This window comes from Dinoroseobacter sp. S124A (assembly GCF_049801015.1).
In the GTDB taxonomy this organism is placed as follows: domain Bacteria; phylum Pseudomonadota; class Alphaproteobacteria; order Rhodobacterales; family Rhodobacteraceae; genus Dinoroseobacter.
Map to the genome: position 1 here is coordinate 1 of NZ_JBNAGD010000010.1, position 17,230 is coordinate 17,230.

Here is a 17,230-nt window from a genome sequence, read left to right on the forward strand (position 1 = left end):
GAAACGCCCGCCCGGCGGGAGGAGGCCGGGCGGGGTTTGGGGGATGTTAAGGATTACTCGTTAGACGAACCCTTGGCGCCTTTGATCGCGGCCAGCTCGGCGAAGCTGTAGTCGTTTGCGTCCAGCCCGAGGGAGGCTGCGAGCTGTGCGCTTGCGCCGGTCACGCCCACGGATTGGGTCGAGACGACTGCGCCGCGCTCGGCCACGTTATAGCCGGTGTCGGTGTCGAAGCTGCCCTTGATGGCGGCCAGTTCGCCGAAGCTGTAGTCATTGGTGTCCAGGCCCAAGGTCGCGGCCAGCTGTGCATGGGCCGGGGAGATGCCGACCGACTGGGTCGAGACCACGTCGCCGCGGGGCGGGATGTTGTAGCCATTGTCGGTGTCGAAGGAGCCTTTGATCGCGGCCAGTTCGGAGAAGCTGTAAGCGCCGGGCTCGACGCCGAGCTGACGCTCGAGCTGGGAGGAGGCGAAGGCCGGAGCGGTCAGGGCGATCACGAGGGCGGATGTCAGAGCGAGTTTCATTTCAGTAGTCCTTTCAGTGTGTTACGCGGCTTGAATGTGCGTTGCGAGCCGCGGTGTTGTGTGTGTCGGCGGTGTGTGTCGCTGCCGATGAGTTGGATTTGGGGCGGTTGGGCCGGGAATGAAATGGCGATGATGAGAGAGGCATTTGCGCGCTGACGCACATCACGCTCGCGCGATCAGGCCTTCTGCGCGGGGCGCCGATGCCTTTCGGGAAAACGTAGCCCTTCCAGAGACTTACCCCGAAACACCCCCTCACGCGCCGGTGATGTTTCCAACACCGCCCGCCCAGAGCCCGAAACCTCACGCCGCGCGTGACAGAAAAACATCGAAAAAAACGCACACATGCCCTTGGCGGCGTGGAACCCCGCCGTTTTACCCGCCGAACTGGCCGATCCTGCGCTCAAATCAGGCCGAGTTGCCCTGGAGATCCCTAGGTCGACTGCGAAAATCACCGGAAAAGGGGCAATGACAGGTCACTGCCTCTCCATGCGAGAGCCATCCCTCTGCCGGTGCCGCGCGAACACTCTCTATATATATGTCCCGCTGGGAAACCGGCGCGCCTGTCGCGGGATCGAGTCGGGAACTTGGCCTGAGCCGAGGGTGTAAAGCCGATACCGCGCCATGCCACGCCGGAAATTGCACAGGATCCGTGAATTTGTCCTGCAACCTGTCTCACTCCTGAGACAGGTCCCCCGAACCACGACTAAGGGACCACCCCGGCCGCGGGATCCGCTGTCCTAGGCTCCGTTGCATCACATGGGGGCAACCCCGACTGCACCACCCTAGGAGGACCACGACATGAATGAGATGACCCAACTGGACGAGACCCTCGTCTCCCCGTTCAAGGACCGCTACGACAACTTCATCGGCGGCCAGTTCGTGGCCCCGGTCGAAGGGCGCTACTTCGACAACGTCACGCCGATCACCGGCGAAGTGGTCGGCCAGATCGCCCGGTCCTCTGCTGCGGATGTGGAGCTGGCGCTGGATGCGGCCCATGCGGCGAAGGACGCCTGGGGCAAAACCTCGGTCACCGAGCGCGCCAATATCGTGCTGAAGATCGCCGACCGGATCGAAGAGAACCTCGACATCATCGCCAAGGCCGAGACCTGGGATAACGGCAAGCCGATCCGCGAGACGACGCTGGCCGACATTCCGCTGGCCGTTGACCACTTCCGCTATTTTGCCGGTGTGCTGCGCGGGCAGGAAGGGTCGATGTCCGAGATCGACAACGACACCGTGGCCTATCACTTCCACGAGCCGCTTGGCGTCGTGGGCCAGATCATCCCGTGGAATTTCTCGATCCTGATGGCGGCCTGGAAACTGGCCCCGGCCATCGCAGCAGGCAACTGCATCGTAATGAAGCCCGCCGAGCAGACGCCCGCGGCCATCATGGTCATGGTCGAGCTGATCGCAGACCTGCTGCCGGCTGGTGTTCTGAACATCGTGAACGGCTATGGCGGCGAAGTGGGCGCGGCCCTCGCGACCTCCGACCGGATCGCAAAGATCGCCTTCACTGGCTCTACCGCCACGGGCCGCAAGATCATGGAGGCCGCCACGGTCAACCTGATCCCGGTGACGCTGGAACTGGGCGGCAAGTCCCCCAACATCTTCTTCAAGGATGTCATGGCCGAGGACGACGCCTTCCTCGACAAGGCCGTCGAAGGCTTCGTGCTCTTTGCGTTCAACCAGGGCGAGGTCTGCACCTGCCCGAGCCGCGCGCTGATCCACGAAGACATCTATGAAGAGTTCATCGCCCGCGCCATCGCCCGCGTGAAGGCCATCGTGCAGGGCGACCCGCGCAAGATGGAAACCATGGTCGGTGCGCAGGCCAGCGCCGAGCAGAAAGAGAAGATCCTCTCCTACTTCCAGATCGGTGTCGAAGAAGGTGCCGAGGTCCTCACGGGCGGCAAGGTCGCAGAGGTCTCCGACGATCTGAAGGACGGCTTCTATATCGAGCCGACCATCCTGAAGGGCCACAATAAGATGCGCGTCTTCCAGGAAGAGATCTTTGGCCCGGTTGTCTCGGTCACGACCTTCAAGACCGAAGAAGAAGCGCTCGCGCTGGCCAATGACACCATGTACGGCCTCGGCGCCGGTGTCTGGTCGCGGGATCAGAACACCTGCTACCGCTTCGGGCGCGGTGTCGAAGCGGGCCGTGTCTGGGTCAACAACTACCACGCCTACCCGGCCCATGCGGCCTTTGGCGGCTACAAGCAGTCCGGCATCGGGCGTGAGAACCACAAGATGATGCTCGACCACTATCAGCAGACCAAGAACATGCTGGTCAGCTACAACCCGAACAAGCTGGGCTTCTTCTAAGCCCGGACCTTCGAAATGCGGATCGGCGCGGCGCCTTCGGGGGCCGCGCCTTTTTCATGGGGGCGGGTGGTCACTGCAGGATTGCGCTTTCCCATTCCGACAGAAAACCGCGCCGTTTGAACCGGTCGAGATAGACCATCAGGGCCGGACCCAGCTCGATCCGCCGCACCGCACTGTCATTGCTGGCGGGGCTGAGGGGGGGCAGGGCGGTCCCGTCAAAGGTCTCGCTCAGCAAGTGATCCACGAATTGCCGCGCTGTCTCGGGTTCGGCGGCCCCCGCCGGGATCAGGGCCGAGCGCAGCATGAGTGTCGTGAAATCCGAGGGCAGGATGATCGTATAGGCGTCCCGATCCGTCCGCCCCAAAGCATAGCTCGCCAGAACATTGTAAGCGATGGCCAGCTCGCCCCCGACCACGCCATCGATCATGTCGGACGAACAGCAATAGAGCTGGACGTCGAGCGCGCCCATCACTTCGGTCAGCCGCCAATAGGTCTCGGAGGTGCGGGCGTCCTGCGTCGCGAACAGATAGCCGAGCCCGGATTGGCGCACATCATAGGTGCCGATCCGCCCGCGAAACCGGTCGGGGTTCTCGCGCAAGGTCGTGATGAGCTCCTGCCGGCTGCGGGGCAGGGGCAGATCGGCGAAGGCCGCCTTGGAGACGACCATGGCCGCCGGCTCTTGGCTGAAGGCGAAGACCCGGTCGTTCCACAGGGCCCAATCGGGCAGCGCTTCGGTGGCGTCCGAGCTGTGCGGCTGGGCCAGCCCGTCATTGGCCAGTTTGGTCTGCAGATCCATTGCACTGGAGATCGCGATGTCGAACCGCGCGCGCTCGCTGCGCAGGGCACGGTCCAGCTCGGCAGAGCTGGCCACGGTATAGGCCACCGCCGTATCCGGTGCGCCCGCGAGGTAGGACAGGATCATCGGCTCGAAGAACGCGATATCGGCGGTCGAGATGATCTCGAGCGTGGTCGTGGCCCCCTCCGGGCCGAAGCGCGCCTGATCCTCGATCTCGAAGGCCGCGAGCGGCGCGGCGATCAGGAACCCGACAAGGGAAAGGAGAGTGTGACGCATGCGCCGCCTCCGGCTGAATTGGCAAGGATGAGCTGACCGCCATGGACCCGGGCGACCTCGTCGGCAATGGTCAGGCCGAGTCCGGACCCGATGATCTGCGCCGCGTTGCTTCCGCGCACGAACCTTCCGGTCAGCGCCGCAGGGTCCGCATCCGGAAAGCCCGGGCCGGTATCAGTCACGCGCAGCCGCGCACGGTCTTGGTCCCGGTCCACGCTCAGGGTGATCTGCCCCTCGGCGGGTGTGTATTTGATCGCGTTGTCGAGGATATTGGCCACCGCGCTCTGCATCAGGATGAGATCGCCACGCAGGCGGGACTCGGCGGCGCCCTCTACTGTGATCTCAATGTCCTTGAGCTCCGAGATCGGGCGCGCGCGGGCCGCAGCCTCCCGCGCGAGCGTCTGGAGAGAGATCTCGCCGCTCTCCAGACTGTCGGAGCGGAAGCTCACGGTTGCGTGATCCAGCAATTGCCCCGCCGTGCGCGAGGTTTCGTCCACGGCGCGCATCATCTCTTGCAGGGTCTGGCGCGCCTCCGGGGTCTCGGCGCGGCGATGCAAGATTTCGGCTTGCGTCCGGACAATGGCCAGCGGGGTGCGCACCCGGTGCGCCGCCTCGGCGATGAAATCCTCGGACCGGGCGAGCGACGTTTTCAGCCGCGTCATGAAACTGTTCAGCGTCGCGACCAGCGGGGCCATCTCGCGCGGCACGGCCGTGGTCACCTCGCGCAGATCCGACGGGCCCCGGCGGGACAGACTGCCGGTCAACCGGTTGACTGGGCGGATCGTGGTGCTGGCCACGACAATCGCGAGTAGCGCGGTGAGCGCAAAGAACCCCGCCCCGATCCCGAGCGAGAGCCGCGACACCCGGGTCAGCACCGCGCGCTGCCCCTGCCGCGTCTGCGCGATGGACACCTGCAGCAGGGACGACCCCTCGATCAGCGAGATTGGCCGGGCCACGGTGGCAAGTCGCACCTCCTCGCCGAGAAAGGGCAGGGTGTCGAACCGCGCGGGCTCCGCCGGGGGGCCTTCGGGACGGGGCAGGCTGTCATAGCCCGACAGAAACTCGTCGCCGAGCCAGATCGCATAGAACACCCGTTCATCGGCGGCACTGCCCAGCATGGAGAAGGCGAAATAGGGGATGTCGATCATGATCTCGCCATCGCGCACCCGGGCGTTGTCAACAATGGAGACCGCCGAGGCCGTCAGGATATTGTCCTGGCTTTCCTGGGCGAGTTGCGCGGCCACGGATTGCACAACGAAATAGAGAATGATTGCCGTGGCCGCCGCCCCCGTCAGCAGAAAGGTCAGCAGGCGTCGCCGGATCGATGTGGTCGGCGCCAGTCCGAAACTCATGGCACGTCCAGCTTGTAGCCGAGCCCGCGCACTGTGGTGATCCGCACCCCGGTCTCGGCCAGATGGCGGCGCAACCGGCCCACATAGACCTCGATCGCGTTCTCGGTGACCTCTTCGTCAAAGGAAAAAAGCCGGTCCACAAGGGCCGATTTCGAGAAGATCTGGCCCGGTGCATTGGCAAAGGTTTCGAACAGCCGCAGCTCGCGCGTGCGCAACTGCACCACCCGGTCCGGTGTCTCGAGCGTGCCGGCCAGCGCGTCGAAAGTGACCTCGGCCAGGGTGATCTGATTGCCCGCCGCCCCGCTCTTGCGCCGCATGACGGCCCGGCAGCGGGCCTCCAGCTCGGCGAAATCGATGGGTTTGACCATGTAATCATCCGCGCCCAGATCCAGAACGCTGACCCGGTCGGACACCTCGGAACGGGCGGTCAGCACGATCACGGGGGTCTCCTGCGCCTCGCGGCGGCAGCGGCTCAGAAAGGTGCGGCCATCTCCGTCGGGCAGCATAATATCCAGCAAAAACAGATCGTAAGTCGTGGTCGCGATGAAATCCCAGGCCTCGGCCATGCTGTCGGCATGATCGACCACATGGCCATCGAGGCTGAGCCGGTCGATGACGGCCCGGGCCAGCGGCGCGTGGTCCTCGATCAAAAGAAATCGCATGGGCGCAAAGATTCCCGTGAGCGGTGTCAGGTTTATGTCAGCTTTCGGTGCGACGTATCTTTCATGGGCGGCAACGACCGCCTTTGTCAAACGGGAGGATCTTGACATGACATTCGCAATGACTCGTCGCGCGCTCATGGCAGCCGCGGCTTCGCTCGCGCTGGCCGGTGGCGCTCAGGCCGGTGGCCACCAGATGCTCGACAGCGTGCATTTCCTCATCCCCGGCGGCGCCGGTGGTGGCTGGGACGGCACCGCGCGCGGCACCGGTGAGGCGCTCACCAATTCCGGGCTCGTCGGCTCGGCATCTTATGAAAACATGTCCGGCGGCGGCGGCGGCAAAGCCATCGGGTATCTGATCGAAAACGCCGAGAGCAACTACGGCACGCTGATGGTGAACTCCACGCCGATCGTGATCCGCTCGCTCACCGGTGTGTTCCCGCATAACTTCCGCGACCTGACCCTCGTGGCCGGGACCATCGGCGATTATGCGGCCATCGTGGTTGGCAAGGACAGCCCGATCAACTCCATGGAAGACCTGCTGGCGGCCTATGACGCAGACCCGAACTCCACCGCGATTGGCGGCGGCTCGGTGCCGGGCGGCATGGACCACCTCGTGGCGGCCATGGTGATGGAAGCCGCGGGCAAGGACCCGCTGGGCGTGAAGTACATCCCCTATGACGCGGGCGGCAAAGCCATGGCGGCTCTGCTCTCGGGCGAGATCGCGGCGCTGTCCACCGGGTTCTCCGAAGCGGTCGATCTGGCCGATGCGGGCGAGGTGAAGATCATCGGCGTGACCTCCGATGAGCGCGTGGGCGCAGCCCCCGAGGCCATGACCATGATGGAGCAGGGCATCGACACCACCTTCGTCAACTGGCGTGGCTTCTTCGGCGCACCCGGCATGCCTTCCGAGCAGGTCGAAGCCTATCAGGCGGCCATCGAGAAGATGTACGACACCGAAGAGTGGGAAACCGTCCGCGCCCGCAATGGCTGGGTCAACATCCACAACAGCGGCGACGAGTTCCTCAAGTTCCTGGAGACCCAGGAAACGCAGATCGGCGATCTGATGAAGAAGCTCGGCTTCCTCTGATCTGAAGCCTCGGCTTCTCGGGTGCGGCGCGGAGAACAACGCGCCCGCCCGCATTATTTCGAAAATTTGGGAGGGATGGACATGGCGCTCGACCGTTGGATCGCGCTTGTTTTGCTGGGTATTTGCCTGGTCTACGGCTACACGGCCTATTTCACGATGGACGACAATCTTGCCCCGTTCATGCGGCGCAATCCGATCTGGCCGTCCACTTTCCCCAAGGTTCTTGCCGTGCTCGGCGCGGTGGCCTCGCTGGTGATCCTGCTGGGGCTCGAGGGCCCGCAGAAGCCGCCCAAGGAGGGCGATATCGATTACCGCCGGCTTGGCGATTACAAGATTGGTCAGGCGGCTGCCCTTCTCGGGCTGATGGTGGCCTATGCGCTGCTGCTGCGTCCGGCCGGGTTCCTTCTCTCGACGAGCGGCTTCCTGATCCTCGGATCGGTCATCCTTGGCGAGCGGAACTGGCCGGTGATGATCGGTGTCTCGGCGGTGGCCGCGGGCTTTGTCTGGTATCTGGTGCAAGAGGTGCTCGGCATCTTCCTGCGCCCGCTGCCCATGTTCCTGGGGGCGTAAGAGATGCTTGAAGGACTGCTTATCGGCCTGCAAACGGCCTTTTCCATCCAGAACCTGCTGATGGTGATCGGGGGCTGCCTGATCGGAACGTTCATCGGCATGTTGCCGGGCCTCGGCCCGATGTCGATCATCGCGATCATGATCCCCGTGGCGATCTCGCTCGGCGACCCCTCGGCGGCGCTCATCCTACTGGCGGGCGTCTATTACGGCGCGATCTTCGGCGGCTCGACCTCGTCGATCCTGCTCAACGCGCCGGGGGTTGCGGGCACCGTGGCCACCAGTTTTGACGGCTATCCCATGGCCAAACAGGGCAAGGCGGGCAAGGCGCTGACCATTGCGGCCATCGCCTCCTTCTGTGGGGGAACCATTGGGGCGATCCTGCTCATGGTCTTTGCACCGGCCCTGTCCTCGGTCGCGCTGCTGTTCCACTCGGCGGAATACTTCGCGCTGATGGTGGTGGGCCTCTCGGCCATCGCGGCCTTCGCGGGCACGGGCCAGGTGGCCAAGGCGCTGATGATGACCATCCTCGGGCTGATCATGGCGACCGTCGGCGAGGGCGCTCTGTTCAACCTGCCGCGCTTCACCATGGGGCTGATGGACCTGCAATCGGGCTTTGGCTTCATCACCCTGGCCATGGCGATGTTCGCCCTGCCCGAAGCGCTGTTCCTGGTCATGAACCCGGTGCGCTCCGCCTCTGGTGGCGGTGATGACAGCGGCGAGATCAAGGATCTGCGCATCACCAAGGCCGAAGCGAAATCCATGGCCCCCGTGGTCGGACGGCAATCTGTGCAGGGCTTCTTCATCGGCGTGCTGCCGGGGGCGGGCGCGACCATCGCCTCCTTCCTCGGCTACGCGGTGGAGCGGAACATCGCGCCCAAGGAGGAGCAGGAGGAGTTCGGCAAAGGCTCGATCAAGGGCCTCGCCGCGCCCGAGACCGCGAACAACGCGGCCTGCACCGGATCCTTTGTGCCGCTTCTGACCCTGGGCATTCCCGGTTCGGGGACCACGGCGATCCTGCTCGGGGCCCTGATTGCCCTGAACGTCTCGCCGGGGCCGCGCCTGATGATCGATGCGCCCGAGATCTTCTGGGCGGTGATCATGTCGATGTTCATCGGCAACCTGATCCTGCTGGTGCTGAACCTGCCGCTGATCCCCTATATCGCCAAGATCCTGTCGGTTCCGCGTAACTTTCTGATCCCGTTCATTTTGTTCTTCACCCTGATGGGGGCCTATATCGGCCAGAACAACGCGACCGAACTGTTGCTGCTCGTGGGCTTCGGGATCTGCGCCACGATCCTGCGCTTTGCGGATTACCCGCTGGCACCCCTGCTGATCGGGTTCATTCTGGGCGGCATGCTGGAGGACAACTTCTCCCGCGCGATGCAGCTCTATGACGGGATCGGGTTCATCTGGGAGCGTCCGATGACCCTCGGCCTGCTGGTGATCGCGGGGCTTCTGATCATCCTGCCGAGCTACCGGGCGCGCCGCGCCCGGGCCCGGGCCGAAGGCGTAGCCGATGGCGACTGAGACCCAGGCCCCCGCGCCCCTGTCCGGGGTGCGGGTGCTTGATCTGACGAATGTTCTGGCCGGCCCCTATTGCTGCTATCAACTGGCACTGATGGGGGCCGAAGTCATCAAGGTCGAACGTCCCGGCAGCGGCGACCTCGCGCGTCAGCTCGGCGCGGACCCGGCGCGGAACGCCGCGCATATGGGGATCAGTTTTCTGGCCCAGAATGCGGGCAAATCCTCCATCACCCTCGATCTCAAGGCCCCGGCAGGCAAAGGGCTGCTCAAGCGGCTCGTGGCGGCGGCGGATGTTCTGGTCGAGAATTTTCGCCCCGGGGTGATGGACCGTCTCGGTCTCGGCTATGAGGTGTTGCGCGCGGCCAATCCCCGGCTGATCTATTGCGCGATCTCAGGCTTCGGGCAGGACGGGCCGCGCAAGAATGACCCGGCCTATGACCAGATCGTGCAGGGGGTGTCTGGCGCGATGTCGATTACCGGCGCTCCGGACACCGCGCCATACCGGGTGGGCTATCCGGTGGCCGATACCTGCGGCGGGATGACGGCGGCCTTTGCGGTGGCGGCCGCGCTCAATGCCCGGCCCCGGGGCGCGTTTCTCGACATCTCGATGACCGAAGCGCTGATTTCCAGCATGGGCTGGGTGGTGTCCAACCACCTGATCGGCGGTGTGCCGCCCGCGCCCCATGGCAATGAAAACACGACCTCGGCCCCGTCGGGGACGTTCGCGACCGCCGACAACCCGATCAACATCGCCGCCAATCGCGACACCCAGTGGGAAAGCCTCGCGCGTCTGCTCGGCCTGCCCGGCTTGATCGAGGACCCGGCCTATCGCACGCGCGAGGACCGCAAGGCCAATCGCGATGCCTTGCGCGCGGCGCTGGAGGCTGTGCTGAAAACCCGGCCCGCCGCCCATTGGGTCGCGGCGCTGAACGCCGAAGGGGTGCCCACGGGGCCCGTGCTCGGCGTGGCCGAGGCGCTGGAGGATCCGCAAGTACGGGACCGTGGCCTGATCGGGACCGTCCAGTTGGCCGGGGAAGATATCGCCTTGCCCGGCGCGCCGGTTCAGGTGAACGGCACCCGCCGGCAGCCTGCCGCACCGCCCCCGGCGCTGGGCGCGGATACGGACCGGGTGCTGCAGGATCTGGGCCTGAACCCGACGGAGATTTCCGCGCTGCGCGAGGAGGGCGTGATATGAGCGATGTCGCAGATTGGTGGTCCACGGCCATCATCGATATGGAGCCCGGGCGCATTCACCTGCGCGGTCAGCCGATCCAGGATCTGATAGGGTCGACCTCCTTCGCCGAGATGATCTGGCTGATGGTGCGGGGCGACCGGCCGGAGCCTGCCCAGGCGCGGCTCTTCGAGGCGGCGCTGGTCTCTGCGGTGGATCACGGACCGCAAGCGCCGTCGATTGCGGCGGCGCGCATGGCGGTCACCTGCGGGTTGCCCCTGAACAATGCGATGGCGACCGGGGTGAACATGCTCGGGGATGTCCATGGCGGCGCGGGTGAGCAGGCGGTGGAGATGTTCCATGCGCTGGCCGACAGGCCGCTCGGCCCCGCGCTGGATGCCTGGATCGCCGCGCGGGGCAAGATCATTCCCGGCTACGGGCACCGCTTTCACACGCCTGTCGATCCGCGCGCGCCGCGCCTGATGGCGCTGGTGCGCGAGGCGGTCGCTGCCGGGGCCTGCACGGGGCGCTTCCTCGCTCTCGGCGAGGCGGTGGAGGCCGAGCTCGCCGTGCGCAAGGGCCGCGCGATCCCGATGAACATCGATGGCGCAACGGCGGTGATCTATGCCGAGCTCGGCTTCGCACCGCCGCTGGCCCGCGGGCTCTTTTGCCTCTCGCGCTCGGTGGGTTTGCTGGCGCATTCCTGGGAACAGATGCAGCAGGGTGGCCGCAACAAGGGGCCGACCCCGCCCGCCTATCGCTGGACCTATACCGGCGAGTGAGCGCTCAGAGCGGGTTGAGCGCGGGCAGCGCCTCGGCCTTGCGTGTGCCCCGCCCTGCGGGATGCCTCGCATCGAAGGCGCGGGCCAGAGCGGCCCAGCGGGCTTTCGCATCGCGATCCGAAACCGCCCCCGACCCGTAGATTATCGCAGTGACCTGCGCCATCGCGGACTCGAAATCTGGCGACGGGTCCAGCGCCCCGTGCCGGGCCTCGAAGGCGGAGAGGCGCGCGAGGGTCTGTGCCAGATCCTGCGCCGCGATGGCGCGCTCAATATCCGCCCACATCTGCCGCGCCGACAGGGCCCGTGCCGCATGTCGTGCGGCCCACCAGTGCAGCACCCGTGCATGGCCAAAGCGCAGATAGCCGAACCCGACCGCGATCAGCCCCGCCGCGGCCAGCACCAGACGCAGGATGAGACCTCGATCCCAAGCGATGGGGGCCGCGGGCCCGGCCAGAACCTCGAAACTGGCCCCCTCCAACGTGATGGTTTCGACGCTGTTGGAGCTGGGATTGTACCATTCCAGCGTGATTTCCGGCAGCTCCGCTGGCCCCTCCGATAGGGCGATGTAACTGGCCTCCTCCTGCCGCGTGCCGGACAGAACACCCCGGTCCATGCTTTCGGTCAGCACGGCGTCCTTGGGATAGGCCCGCAGCTCGCTCTCGTCGGGCAGGCGCAGCAAGGGCGGCACAAAGAGCGGCGCGGTTCCGGTGATCTTGGCGCTGAGGCTCCGGGTCACGGCATCACCCACGGCGATGTCGCCCTCCGGCAGCACGATCTCCTGCGTTACGGTCAGCCCCTTGGCGATCACCAGCGGGTCAAGCCCCTCGGCCCCCTCGGGCACCAACCCGGTCAGGGTGAAGGGCTCGGTCGCGACCGTGGTCGTGATGTCCTCGGTGCCCGTCCCGCGATAGGTGATGCTGACCTGCTGAGCCGGGATCTCGAAGGGCCCGGCCACCATCGGATAGAGCGTATAGCTGCGGGTGACGCCGGACCATGTTTCGCCATCCACAGACTTGCTGGTCGGGCTGGTCGCGCGGCCATTCAGGCGCACCAGCAGGTTCGGCGTCTCGAAACTCGGCAGGCTGGGCGGGTTCGGCATGAAGCTCGGGACCAGGACCGTCAGCCGCAGGATGACAGGCTGCCCCACGGCGACGCTCTCTTCGGCGAGGCTGAGCTCGACCACCGGCTCCTGCGCCTGCGCGGGCCCGAAGGCGCAGATCAGCGTCGCAAGAAGGGTGATGAGGCGGTTCATTCCGCATCCCCCGCTGCCGCTTCGAGCTTGAACCGCGTGGCGAGGAAATCGCCCACATTGGTATCGACCGTGCGCATCCATTGCTCGGCGCTTTCCAGTCCCAGCCCGTCCTGATCGGGCATGATCTGGGTCTGCTCGCCCAGTCCGCTTTCGTTGTCCATGACCACCTCATCGGCGCCGATCCCGGCCTCTTCGCCGGTATCCGACTGGGCCTGAGTGCTTTCGACAAAGGCGACGATCGCCTGTGCGACGACCAGATTGCGCTCTGCCTCCGGGTAGTCCGGGCGCAGTTCGAGCGCGCGCTCAAAGGCGCGCACGCCCGGGCGATACTGGCGGTTGCGCAACCGTGCCATGCCTTCGCCAAAGGCGGCCTCGGCCCCGTCGAGGGCTGCATAGGCCTCTGCCGCGGCCTCGTATTGCCCGGCCCGGAAGAGAGAGAGGGCACGCCACATCGGATCAGAGAACAGCTCGGCCGCTGCGCCGAACTGATTGGCATCATAGGCGCGCTGGCCCTGCTGATCCGGGGTCCAGAAGAGGTCTGCGAGCCCCTCTGCCCGGGCCTGCGGCGCGGCCGTAAGGCCAAACAGCACCACGGCCACGGCCGCCCATGGCATGGTCCAGCCCCGGCGGAACGACATCAGCAGCAAGAGGGCCGCAGGCCATGCCAGCCACCAGCCGCGATCCTCCCACACTTGCGAGTCGTCCTCGGCCAGCGCGGCCTGATAGGCCGAGGTGAGGTGACGCTCGATCTGGTCCAGATCCCCGTCATCGGGGGTCATCCGGACGATCCGGGCGTTCTCGATGCCGTCGAGCTGCGGCAGGGCGATGTCGGGGGGGGCGACCACATAAACGACCAGCGGGCCCCGCTCCGCCGTGTTCAGCTCCGCCACGGCCTGCGGCGACAGGTCATCGAGGATGAACAGGATCGCTCCCGGTGTTTCCGCCCGGTCCATCTCGGCCTGCGCGCGCGCAAGTGCGGCGGCAGGGGCGTCGCCCTCGACCGGCATGACCTTGGCGCTGAGCCCATCGAGGAAGCTGCCCAGAATGCCGGGATCCGTCGTCAGGGGCACTACGCGGTGGGCGGTGCCCGCATAGGCGATCAAGGCGGTTTCCGCGCCCGCGCGCCGGTTCACGAGATCGCGGATCTTGAAGGTCGCCCGCTCGAGCCGTGATGGCGCGACATCGCCTTCCTCCATGGACGGGGTCACTTTCAACGCAACCACCATCGGGGCGGTCTCCGCCTGAAACGGGTCCGGCAGGCGGGTCCAGCTTGGCCCGGCCACCGCAAGCGTCAGCAGGGCCAGAACGGCCATGACCCCGTCCACGGGATAGAGCCGCCGCCGATCCGCGCCGCCCACGGTCAAGGCGTTGGCCAGATGCGGGGCAAGTCCGGACAAAGCAGCAGGCGAGGCCGTGCGTTTCGGACGGATCCGCCACCAGAGCACTGCCAGCACGGGCAGGACCAGCAAGGCCCAGGGGCGCAGCAGGTGAAAGGCCTCCAGCGTGTTCATGCCGCCGCCTTCTGGCCCCGGGCCAGATGGAGATACGCGCTGGTCAGAACGCCGATCAGGAGCGCTAAAGCGAAGGGGATGTGACTGATGGGTTCGCGGGGCTGATAGGTTGCGCTGTCGGTCACGCGCGGGTTGAGCGTGTCAATCTCCGCATAGATCTCGGCCAGCCCTTCCACATCGGTGGCGTAGTAGAACGCACCTCCGCCCCTCCGGGCGATGTCCTCGAGCGTGGCAGGGTCGAGACGCTCCTCGCCGCTGCCATCGGGGTTGCCCACGCCGATCGTATAGATCGTGATCTGCGCATCGGCGGCGATTTCCGCGGCGTTGATCGGGCTCATGGCGCTGGCCGTATCGGCGCCGTCGCTGAGCAGGATCAGCAGCCGTTCCTCGATCTCGCTGTCCTCGAAGGCGCGGATCGCGAGCCCGATTGCATCGCCGATCGCCGTATTCGGTCCGGCCATCCCGGTTTGCGTCTGCTCCAGCAGCTCGGCGACGCTGTCCAGATCCTCGGTGAAGGGCACCTGAACATAGGCATTCGCGCCGAACACGATCAGGGCAATGCGGTCACCCTCGCGCTCGGCAACAAAGGCGCGCACCACGTCCTTGACCGCCTGCAGGCGCTGGACCCGGTCCCCCTCCGGGGTTTCCATGTCCCGGTCATCCATCGACCCCGAGATATCCACGGCGAGGATCAGGTCCCGCGCGGCATTCGTCACCGTAATCGGATCGCCGAGACGTTCGGGACGCGCAAGGCCCACGACAATCAATATCCAGCACAAGGTCGTCGCCAGCACCTGCAGTCGGGAGCGGGCCAGAACCCGCGCGCCATCGGCAGCCCTCACGCCGGTTGCGGCCGTCACGCTCCGAAAAAAGGGAATGCGCAGGGCGGCCGTACGCTCGCGATGGGGCGGGACGAGCCACCAGACGAGGAGCGGCAGCGGCAGCATTAGCAGGATCCAGGGGGTGGCGAAGGCGATGCTCATGATGCGGCTCCTTCGGCGGGGCCGAGGGGGCGATGCGTCTCGATCCACCGTTTTGCCAGCGCGGCCAGATCGGTCGAGGGCGGTTGCGCGGCATAGGGCCCGGCGAGCAGGACCTCCGCCAGCGGAGACTGCGCGAGGCCTAGACCCGGCGCGGTCCGGTCGAGAAATGCAACCCAATCCGTCCCGTGCAGCCCGGCGACCGCGTCGCGCGGAAAGGCGGCGAGTGCGGTGCGCCGCAACACGGTGGAAATCGCCGCCGGGTCCGATCCTGCTGCGCTGAGCGCGGCAAGCCCGGCGCGGCGATAGGCATTGGCCGCGTGGCGCCGCCGCACGTACATACCCGCGAAGACCAACCCGCCCAGCAGGGCAAGCCCGAGCACCGCCCAGGCCGGGGTTTGGGGCATCATCGAGATCGCGGGCGGCGGCGTGATCGGCGCCAAAGCGTCGAAGAGTTCCGGCAGGCTCAGGCCGTCGAGCGCGTCGGGGGTTGGCGTGTCGCTCATGTCCGCATCTCCCGCGCGCCCATCAGGCGCAGGAGCTGGGGCAGGGTGTCCTCCGCCGCGCTCAGGGGCAGGACCGGAATGCCGGTCCGGGTGCAAAAGGCGGTCATCGCCGCCAGCCGTGCGGTCGCAAAGCTGCGCAGCGCGGCGCGGGTCTCGCCGGACCGGGTGTCGATCTGCGCTTGCAAGCCGCCATCGGAGACGACGAGCTGCGCGGTCTCTGGCAGCGTCTCGAGCACCGGGTCCGAGACGGTCACAAGGATCACGTCGTTGCGGCGCGCCATCCGCGACAGGCTCTTTTCCGTGTCCTCATCCCAGGCGTCGAAATCGCTGAAGACCATCACCAAACCGCCGGACCGCACGATCCGTTCCGTGGCGCGCAAGGGGGTGTTCAGGGCGATGCGGGTCTCGGCCTGTCGGCCCGCATGCAGGGCCATGTTGGCCTGGGCAACCGATCCGAGGAACCGGTGCAAGGCGCGCGGGCTGGCTTTCGGGCGATGCTCGATCACGGCGTCATCGGTGAAGACAATACCGCCCACCCGGTCGCCCTGCGCCCGGATCCGGTGCGCGGCGATGGCGGCGGCCTCGGCGGCGGTGACCGATTTCATGTTGCGCACGCTGCCGAAGAACATGGACATCCGTTGATCCACCACCAGCATCGCGGCCCGGTCCCGTTCCTCGGTATAGACCCGGATATAGGGGCTCGCCGTGCGGGCGGTGACCTTCCAGTCGATGGTGCGGATGTCATCGCCCGGCATGTAATGGCGCAGTTCCTCGAAATTCAGGCCGCGCCCCTTCAGCTTGGAGGCATGGCGTCCGTTCAGGATCGAGCGCACGGGCTGGCGAGGCAGAAAGCTCAGGGGCCGCGCCTGTCTCTGCAACCCCTGCAGATGGGGCAGATCAACGGCAATCCTTGGATCAGAGGGCGGGGCCATGGGACGGACCTAGGGCAGGGCCACGAGATCGAGCAGGCGGTCGATCACCTGATCGGGTGTCACCCCCTCGCCCTGCGCCTCGTAGCTGAGGGTCAGCCGGTGACGCAGCACGTCATGGGCGATCGCGCGAATATCGGTGGGATCCACAAAGTCGCGCCCGGACAGCCAGGCATGGGTGCGCCCGCATTTGTCGAGGCCCAGCGAGGCGCGCGGGCTCGACCCGATCTCGATCCAGCGGGCCAGATCCGGATCCAGCGCGGCCGGCGTGCGGGTGCCGTAGACCAGATCGGCCATGTAGCGGCCCATCGCATCCGAGACATGGATCCCGGCGATCTCGGCGCGGGCGGCGAAAATCACATCCTGCGGGATCCGGGGCGGGGGCGCGGTGGGCGCGTCCCCGGCTGCATTGTCTTCGCCGCGAACGAGCGCGATGACCAGCGTCTCTTCCTCGACCGTGGGATAGCCGACCTGCACATGCATCAGGAAGCGGTCCATCTGGGCCTCGGGCAGGGGATAGGTGCCCTCCTGTTCCACGGGGTTCTGCGTGGCCATGACGATGAACAGCGGCGGCATCTTGTGGGTGGTGCCCGCGACGGTGACCTGACGTTCTTCCATCGCTTCGAGCAGGGCGGCCTGCACCTTGGCCGGGGCGCGATTGATCTCGTCGGCCAGCACGATATTGGCAAAAATCGGCCCCGGTTCGAACTTGAACGCCGAGCCGGTCTCGGTCTGATGGTACACCTCGGTGCCCGTGACATCCGACGGCAGCAGGTCCGGCGTGAACTGGATCCGCCCGAACTCGGCCTCGATATTCTTGGCCATCGCCTTGACCGCCCGGGTCTTGGCAAGCCCCGGCAGCCCTTCGATCAGCAAGTTGCCATTGGCCAGAAGCCCGATCACCAGCCGGTCGATCACATCGCGCTGGCCGATGATGGACTGGCCCATGGCGGTGCGCAGGGTGTCGATATGCTCTCGGGGGGTCATGGTCGGTC

Annotated in this window: 16 protein-coding genes; 6 read left to right on the forward strand and 10 right to left on the reverse strand. The window is 66.2% G+C overall.

The genetic code is table 11. The features are described from left to right. Positions 1 to 53: 53 nt before the first annotated feature. Positions 54 to 521 carry a hypothetical protein gene (locus ACP15I_RS19695; RefSeq protein ID WP_424974124.1) on the reverse strand — a complete coding sequence of 156 codons (468 nt, stop codon included), beginning with the start codon at positions 519 to 521 and terminating at the stop codon, positions 54 to 56. Positions 522 to 1,319: 798 nt separating this feature from the next. On the opposite strand from ACP15I_RS19695, the gene adh reads away from it, so the two are divergent. After that, a complete protein-coding gene (gene adh / locus ACP15I_RS19700) occupies positions 1,320 to 2,840 on the forward strand; it encodes an aldehyde dehydrogenase (protein WP_424976359.1) in 1,521 nt (506 codons plus the stop codon). Positions 2,841 to 2,910: 70 nt separating this feature from the next. Here the strand turns inward: adh and ACP15I_RS19705 are convergent, their stop codons facing one another. From ACP15I_RS19705 to ACP15I_RS19715, 3 genes are read right to left on the reverse strand one after another with little or no spacing between them, the layout of a single operon-like run. Beyond that, on the reverse strand, positions 2,911 to 3,912 hold the full coding sequence (locus ACP15I_RS19705) for an ABC transporter substrate-binding protein (protein WP_424976360.1): 1,002 nt from the start codon (positions 3,910 to 3,912) through the stop codon (positions 2,911 to 2,913). Further along, the gene (locus ACP15I_RS19710; RefSeq protein WP_424976361.1) at positions 3,876 to 5,261 is read right to left on the reverse strand and encodes a sensor histidine kinase; all 1,386 of its coding nucleotides are present in this window, start codon (positions 5,259 to 5,261) and stop codon (positions 3,876 to 3,878) included. The genes ACP15I_RS19705 and ACP15I_RS19710 overlap by 37 nt, the downstream gene beginning before the upstream one ends. Further along, positions 5,258 to 5,923 (reverse strand): response regulator transcription factor, encoded by a 666-nt coding sequence (locus tag ACP15I_RS19715; RefSeq protein WP_424976362.1) that lies wholly within the window; start codon positions 5,921 to 5,923, stop codon positions 5,258 to 5,260. The genes ACP15I_RS19710 and ACP15I_RS19715 overlap by 4 nt, the downstream gene beginning before the upstream one ends. 106 nt (positions 5,924 to 6,029) lie before the next feature. Between ACP15I_RS19715 and ACP15I_RS19720 the strand changes: the two genes are divergently transcribed. The 5 genes from ACP15I_RS19720 to ACP15I_RS19740 all read left to right on the forward strand — a co-directional run bounded on the left by ACP15I_RS19720 (position 6,030) and on the right by ACP15I_RS19740 (position 11,057). Further along, entirely contained in the window at positions 6,030 to 7,010 is a 981-nt protein-coding gene (locus ACP15I_RS19720) for a tripartite tricarboxylate transporter substrate binding protein (protein ID WP_424976363.1), read from the forward strand. An 81-nt stretch (positions 7,011 to 7,091) separates the two neighbouring features. Continuing rightward, complete coding sequence (locus tag ACP15I_RS19725) at positions 7,092 to 7,580, forward strand: tripartite tricarboxylate transporter TctB family protein (protein WP_424968254.1); 489 nt, start codon at positions 7,092 to 7,094, stop codon at positions 7,578 to 7,580. A 3-nt stretch (positions 7,581 to 7,583) separates the two neighbouring features. After that, positions 7,584 to 9,107, forward strand: a complete 1,524-nt coding sequence (locus tag ACP15I_RS19730) for a tripartite tricarboxylate transporter permease (protein ID WP_424976364.1) — start codon at positions 7,584 to 7,586, stop codon at positions 9,105 to 9,107. After that, complete coding sequence (locus tag ACP15I_RS19735) at positions 9,097 to 10,299, forward strand: CaiB/BaiF CoA transferase family protein (RefSeq protein ID WP_424976366.1); 1,203 nt, start codon at positions 9,097 to 9,099, stop codon at positions 10,297 to 10,299. The genes ACP15I_RS19730 and ACP15I_RS19735 overlap by 11 nt, the downstream gene beginning before the upstream one ends. Then, on the forward strand, positions 10,296 to 11,057 hold the full coding sequence (locus tag ACP15I_RS19740; protein ID WP_424976367.1) for a citryl-CoA lyase: 762 nt from the start codon (positions 10,296 to 10,298) through the stop codon (positions 11,055 to 11,057). Before ACP15I_RS19735 ends, ACP15I_RS19740 begins: the two co-directional genes overlap by 4 nt. A 4-nt stretch (positions 11,058 to 11,061) precedes the next feature. Here ACP15I_RS19740 and ACP15I_RS19745 read toward each other — a convergent pair whose 3' ends face one another. Genes ACP15I_RS19745 through ACP15I_RS19770 form a run of 6 tightly spaced genes read right to left on the reverse strand, consistent with a single transcriptional unit; the run spans position 11,062 to position 17,222 of the window. Continuing rightward, on the reverse strand, positions 11,062 to 12,309 hold the full coding sequence (locus tag ACP15I_RS19745) for a BatD family protein (protein WP_424976368.1): 1,248 nt from the start codon (positions 12,307 to 12,309) through the stop codon (positions 11,062 to 11,064). Then, a complete protein-coding gene (locus ACP15I_RS19750; protein WP_424976369.1) occupies positions 12,306 to 13,820 on the reverse strand; it encodes a VWA domain-containing protein in 1,515 nt (504 codons plus the stop codon). The genes ACP15I_RS19745 and ACP15I_RS19750 overlap by 4 nt, the downstream gene beginning before the upstream one ends. Next, positions 13,817 to 14,803, reverse strand: coding sequence for a VWA domain-containing protein (locus ACP15I_RS19755; RefSeq protein WP_424976370.1), 987 nt, complete (start codon positions 14,801 to 14,803; stop codon positions 13,817 to 13,819). Before ACP15I_RS19755 ends, ACP15I_RS19750 begins: the two co-directional genes overlap by 4 nt. After that, a complete protein-coding gene (locus ACP15I_RS19760; protein ID WP_424976371.1) occupies positions 14,800 to 15,306 on the reverse strand; it encodes a DUF4381 domain-containing protein in 507 nt (168 codons plus the stop codon). The genes ACP15I_RS19755 and ACP15I_RS19760 overlap by 4 nt, the downstream gene beginning before the upstream one ends. After that, entirely contained in the window at positions 15,303 to 16,238 is a 936-nt protein-coding gene (locus tag ACP15I_RS19765) for a DUF58 domain-containing protein (RefSeq protein WP_424976372.1), read from the reverse strand. Before ACP15I_RS19765 ends, ACP15I_RS19760 begins: the two co-directional genes overlap by 4 nt. 9 nt (positions 16,239 to 16,247) lie before the next feature. Further along, positions 16,248 to 17,222: an AAA family ATPase gene (locus tag ACP15I_RS19770; protein ID WP_424976373.1), complete on the reverse strand. Its 975-nt coding sequence runs from the start codon at positions 17,220 to 17,222 to the stop codon at positions 16,248 to 16,250. Positions 17,223 to 17,230 lie beyond the last annotated feature (8 nt).

What these genes read in the sequence shown, in the direction of transcription:
- ACP15I_RS19710 (WP_424976361.1), bottom strand. Translation starts at nt 5,261, where the DNA reads ATGAGTTTCGGACTGGCGCCGACCACATCGATCCGGCGACGCCTGCTG.
- ACP15I_RS19760 (WP_424976371.1), bottom strand. Translation starts at nt 15,306, where the DNA reads ATGAGCGACACGCCAACCCCCGACGCGCTCGACGGCCTGAGCCTGCCG.
- ACP15I_RS19695 (WP_424974124.1), bottom strand. Translation starts at nt 521, where the DNA reads ATGAAACTCGCTCTGACATCCGCCCTCGTGATCGCCCTGACCGCTCCG.
- ACP15I_RS19750 (WP_424976369.1), bottom strand. Translation starts at nt 13,820, where the DNA reads ATGAACACGCTGGAGGCCTTTCACCTGCTGCGCCCCTGGGCCTTGCTG.
- ACP15I_RS19715 (WP_424976362.1), bottom strand. Translation starts at nt 5,923, where the DNA reads ATGCGATTTCTTTTGATCGAGGACCACGCGCCGCTGGCCCGGGCCGTC.
- ACP15I_RS19755 (WP_424976370.1), bottom strand. Translation starts at nt 14,803, where the DNA reads ATGAGCATCGCCTTCGCCACCCCCTGGATCCTGCTAATGCTGCCGCTG.
- ACP15I_RS19720 (WP_424976363.1), top strand. Translation starts at nt 6,030, where the DNA reads ATGACATTCGCAATGACTCGTCGCGCGCTCATGGCAGCCGCGGCTTCG.
- ACP15I_RS19740 (WP_424976367.1), top strand. Translation starts at nt 10,296, where the DNA reads ATGAGCGATGTCGCAGATTGGTGGTCCACGGCCATCATCGATATGGAG.
- ACP15I_RS19705 (WP_424976360.1), bottom strand. Translation starts at nt 3,912, where the DNA reads ATGCGTCACACTCTCCTTTCCCTTGTCGGGTTCCTGATCGCCGCGCCG.
- ACP15I_RS19735 (WP_424976366.1), top strand. Translation starts at nt 9,097, where the DNA reads ATGGCGACTGAGACCCAGGCCCCCGCGCCCCTGTCCGGGGTGCGGGTG.
- ACP15I_RS19725 (WP_424968254.1), top strand. Translation starts at nt 7,092, where the DNA reads ATGGCGCTCGACCGTTGGATCGCGCTTGTTTTGCTGGGTATTTGCCTG.
- ACP15I_RS19730 (WP_424976364.1), top strand. Translation starts at nt 7,584, where the DNA reads ATGCTTGAAGGACTGCTTATCGGCCTGCAAACGGCCTTTTCCATCCAG.
- ACP15I_RS19765 (WP_424976372.1), bottom strand. Translation starts at nt 16,238, where the DNA reads ATGGCCCCGCCCTCTGATCCAAGGATTGCCGTTGATCTGCCCCATCTG.
- ACP15I_RS19745 (WP_424976368.1), bottom strand. Translation starts at nt 12,309, where the DNA reads ATGAACCGCCTCATCACCCTTCTTGCGACGCTGATCTGCGCCTTCGGG.
- adh (WP_424976359.1), top strand. Translation starts at nt 1,320, where the DNA reads ATGAATGAGATGACCCAACTGGACGAGACCCTCGTCTCCCCGTTCAAG.
- ACP15I_RS19770 (WP_424976373.1), bottom strand. Translation starts at nt 17,222, where the DNA reads ATGACCCCCCGAGAGCATATCGACACCCTGCGCACCGCCATGGGCCAG.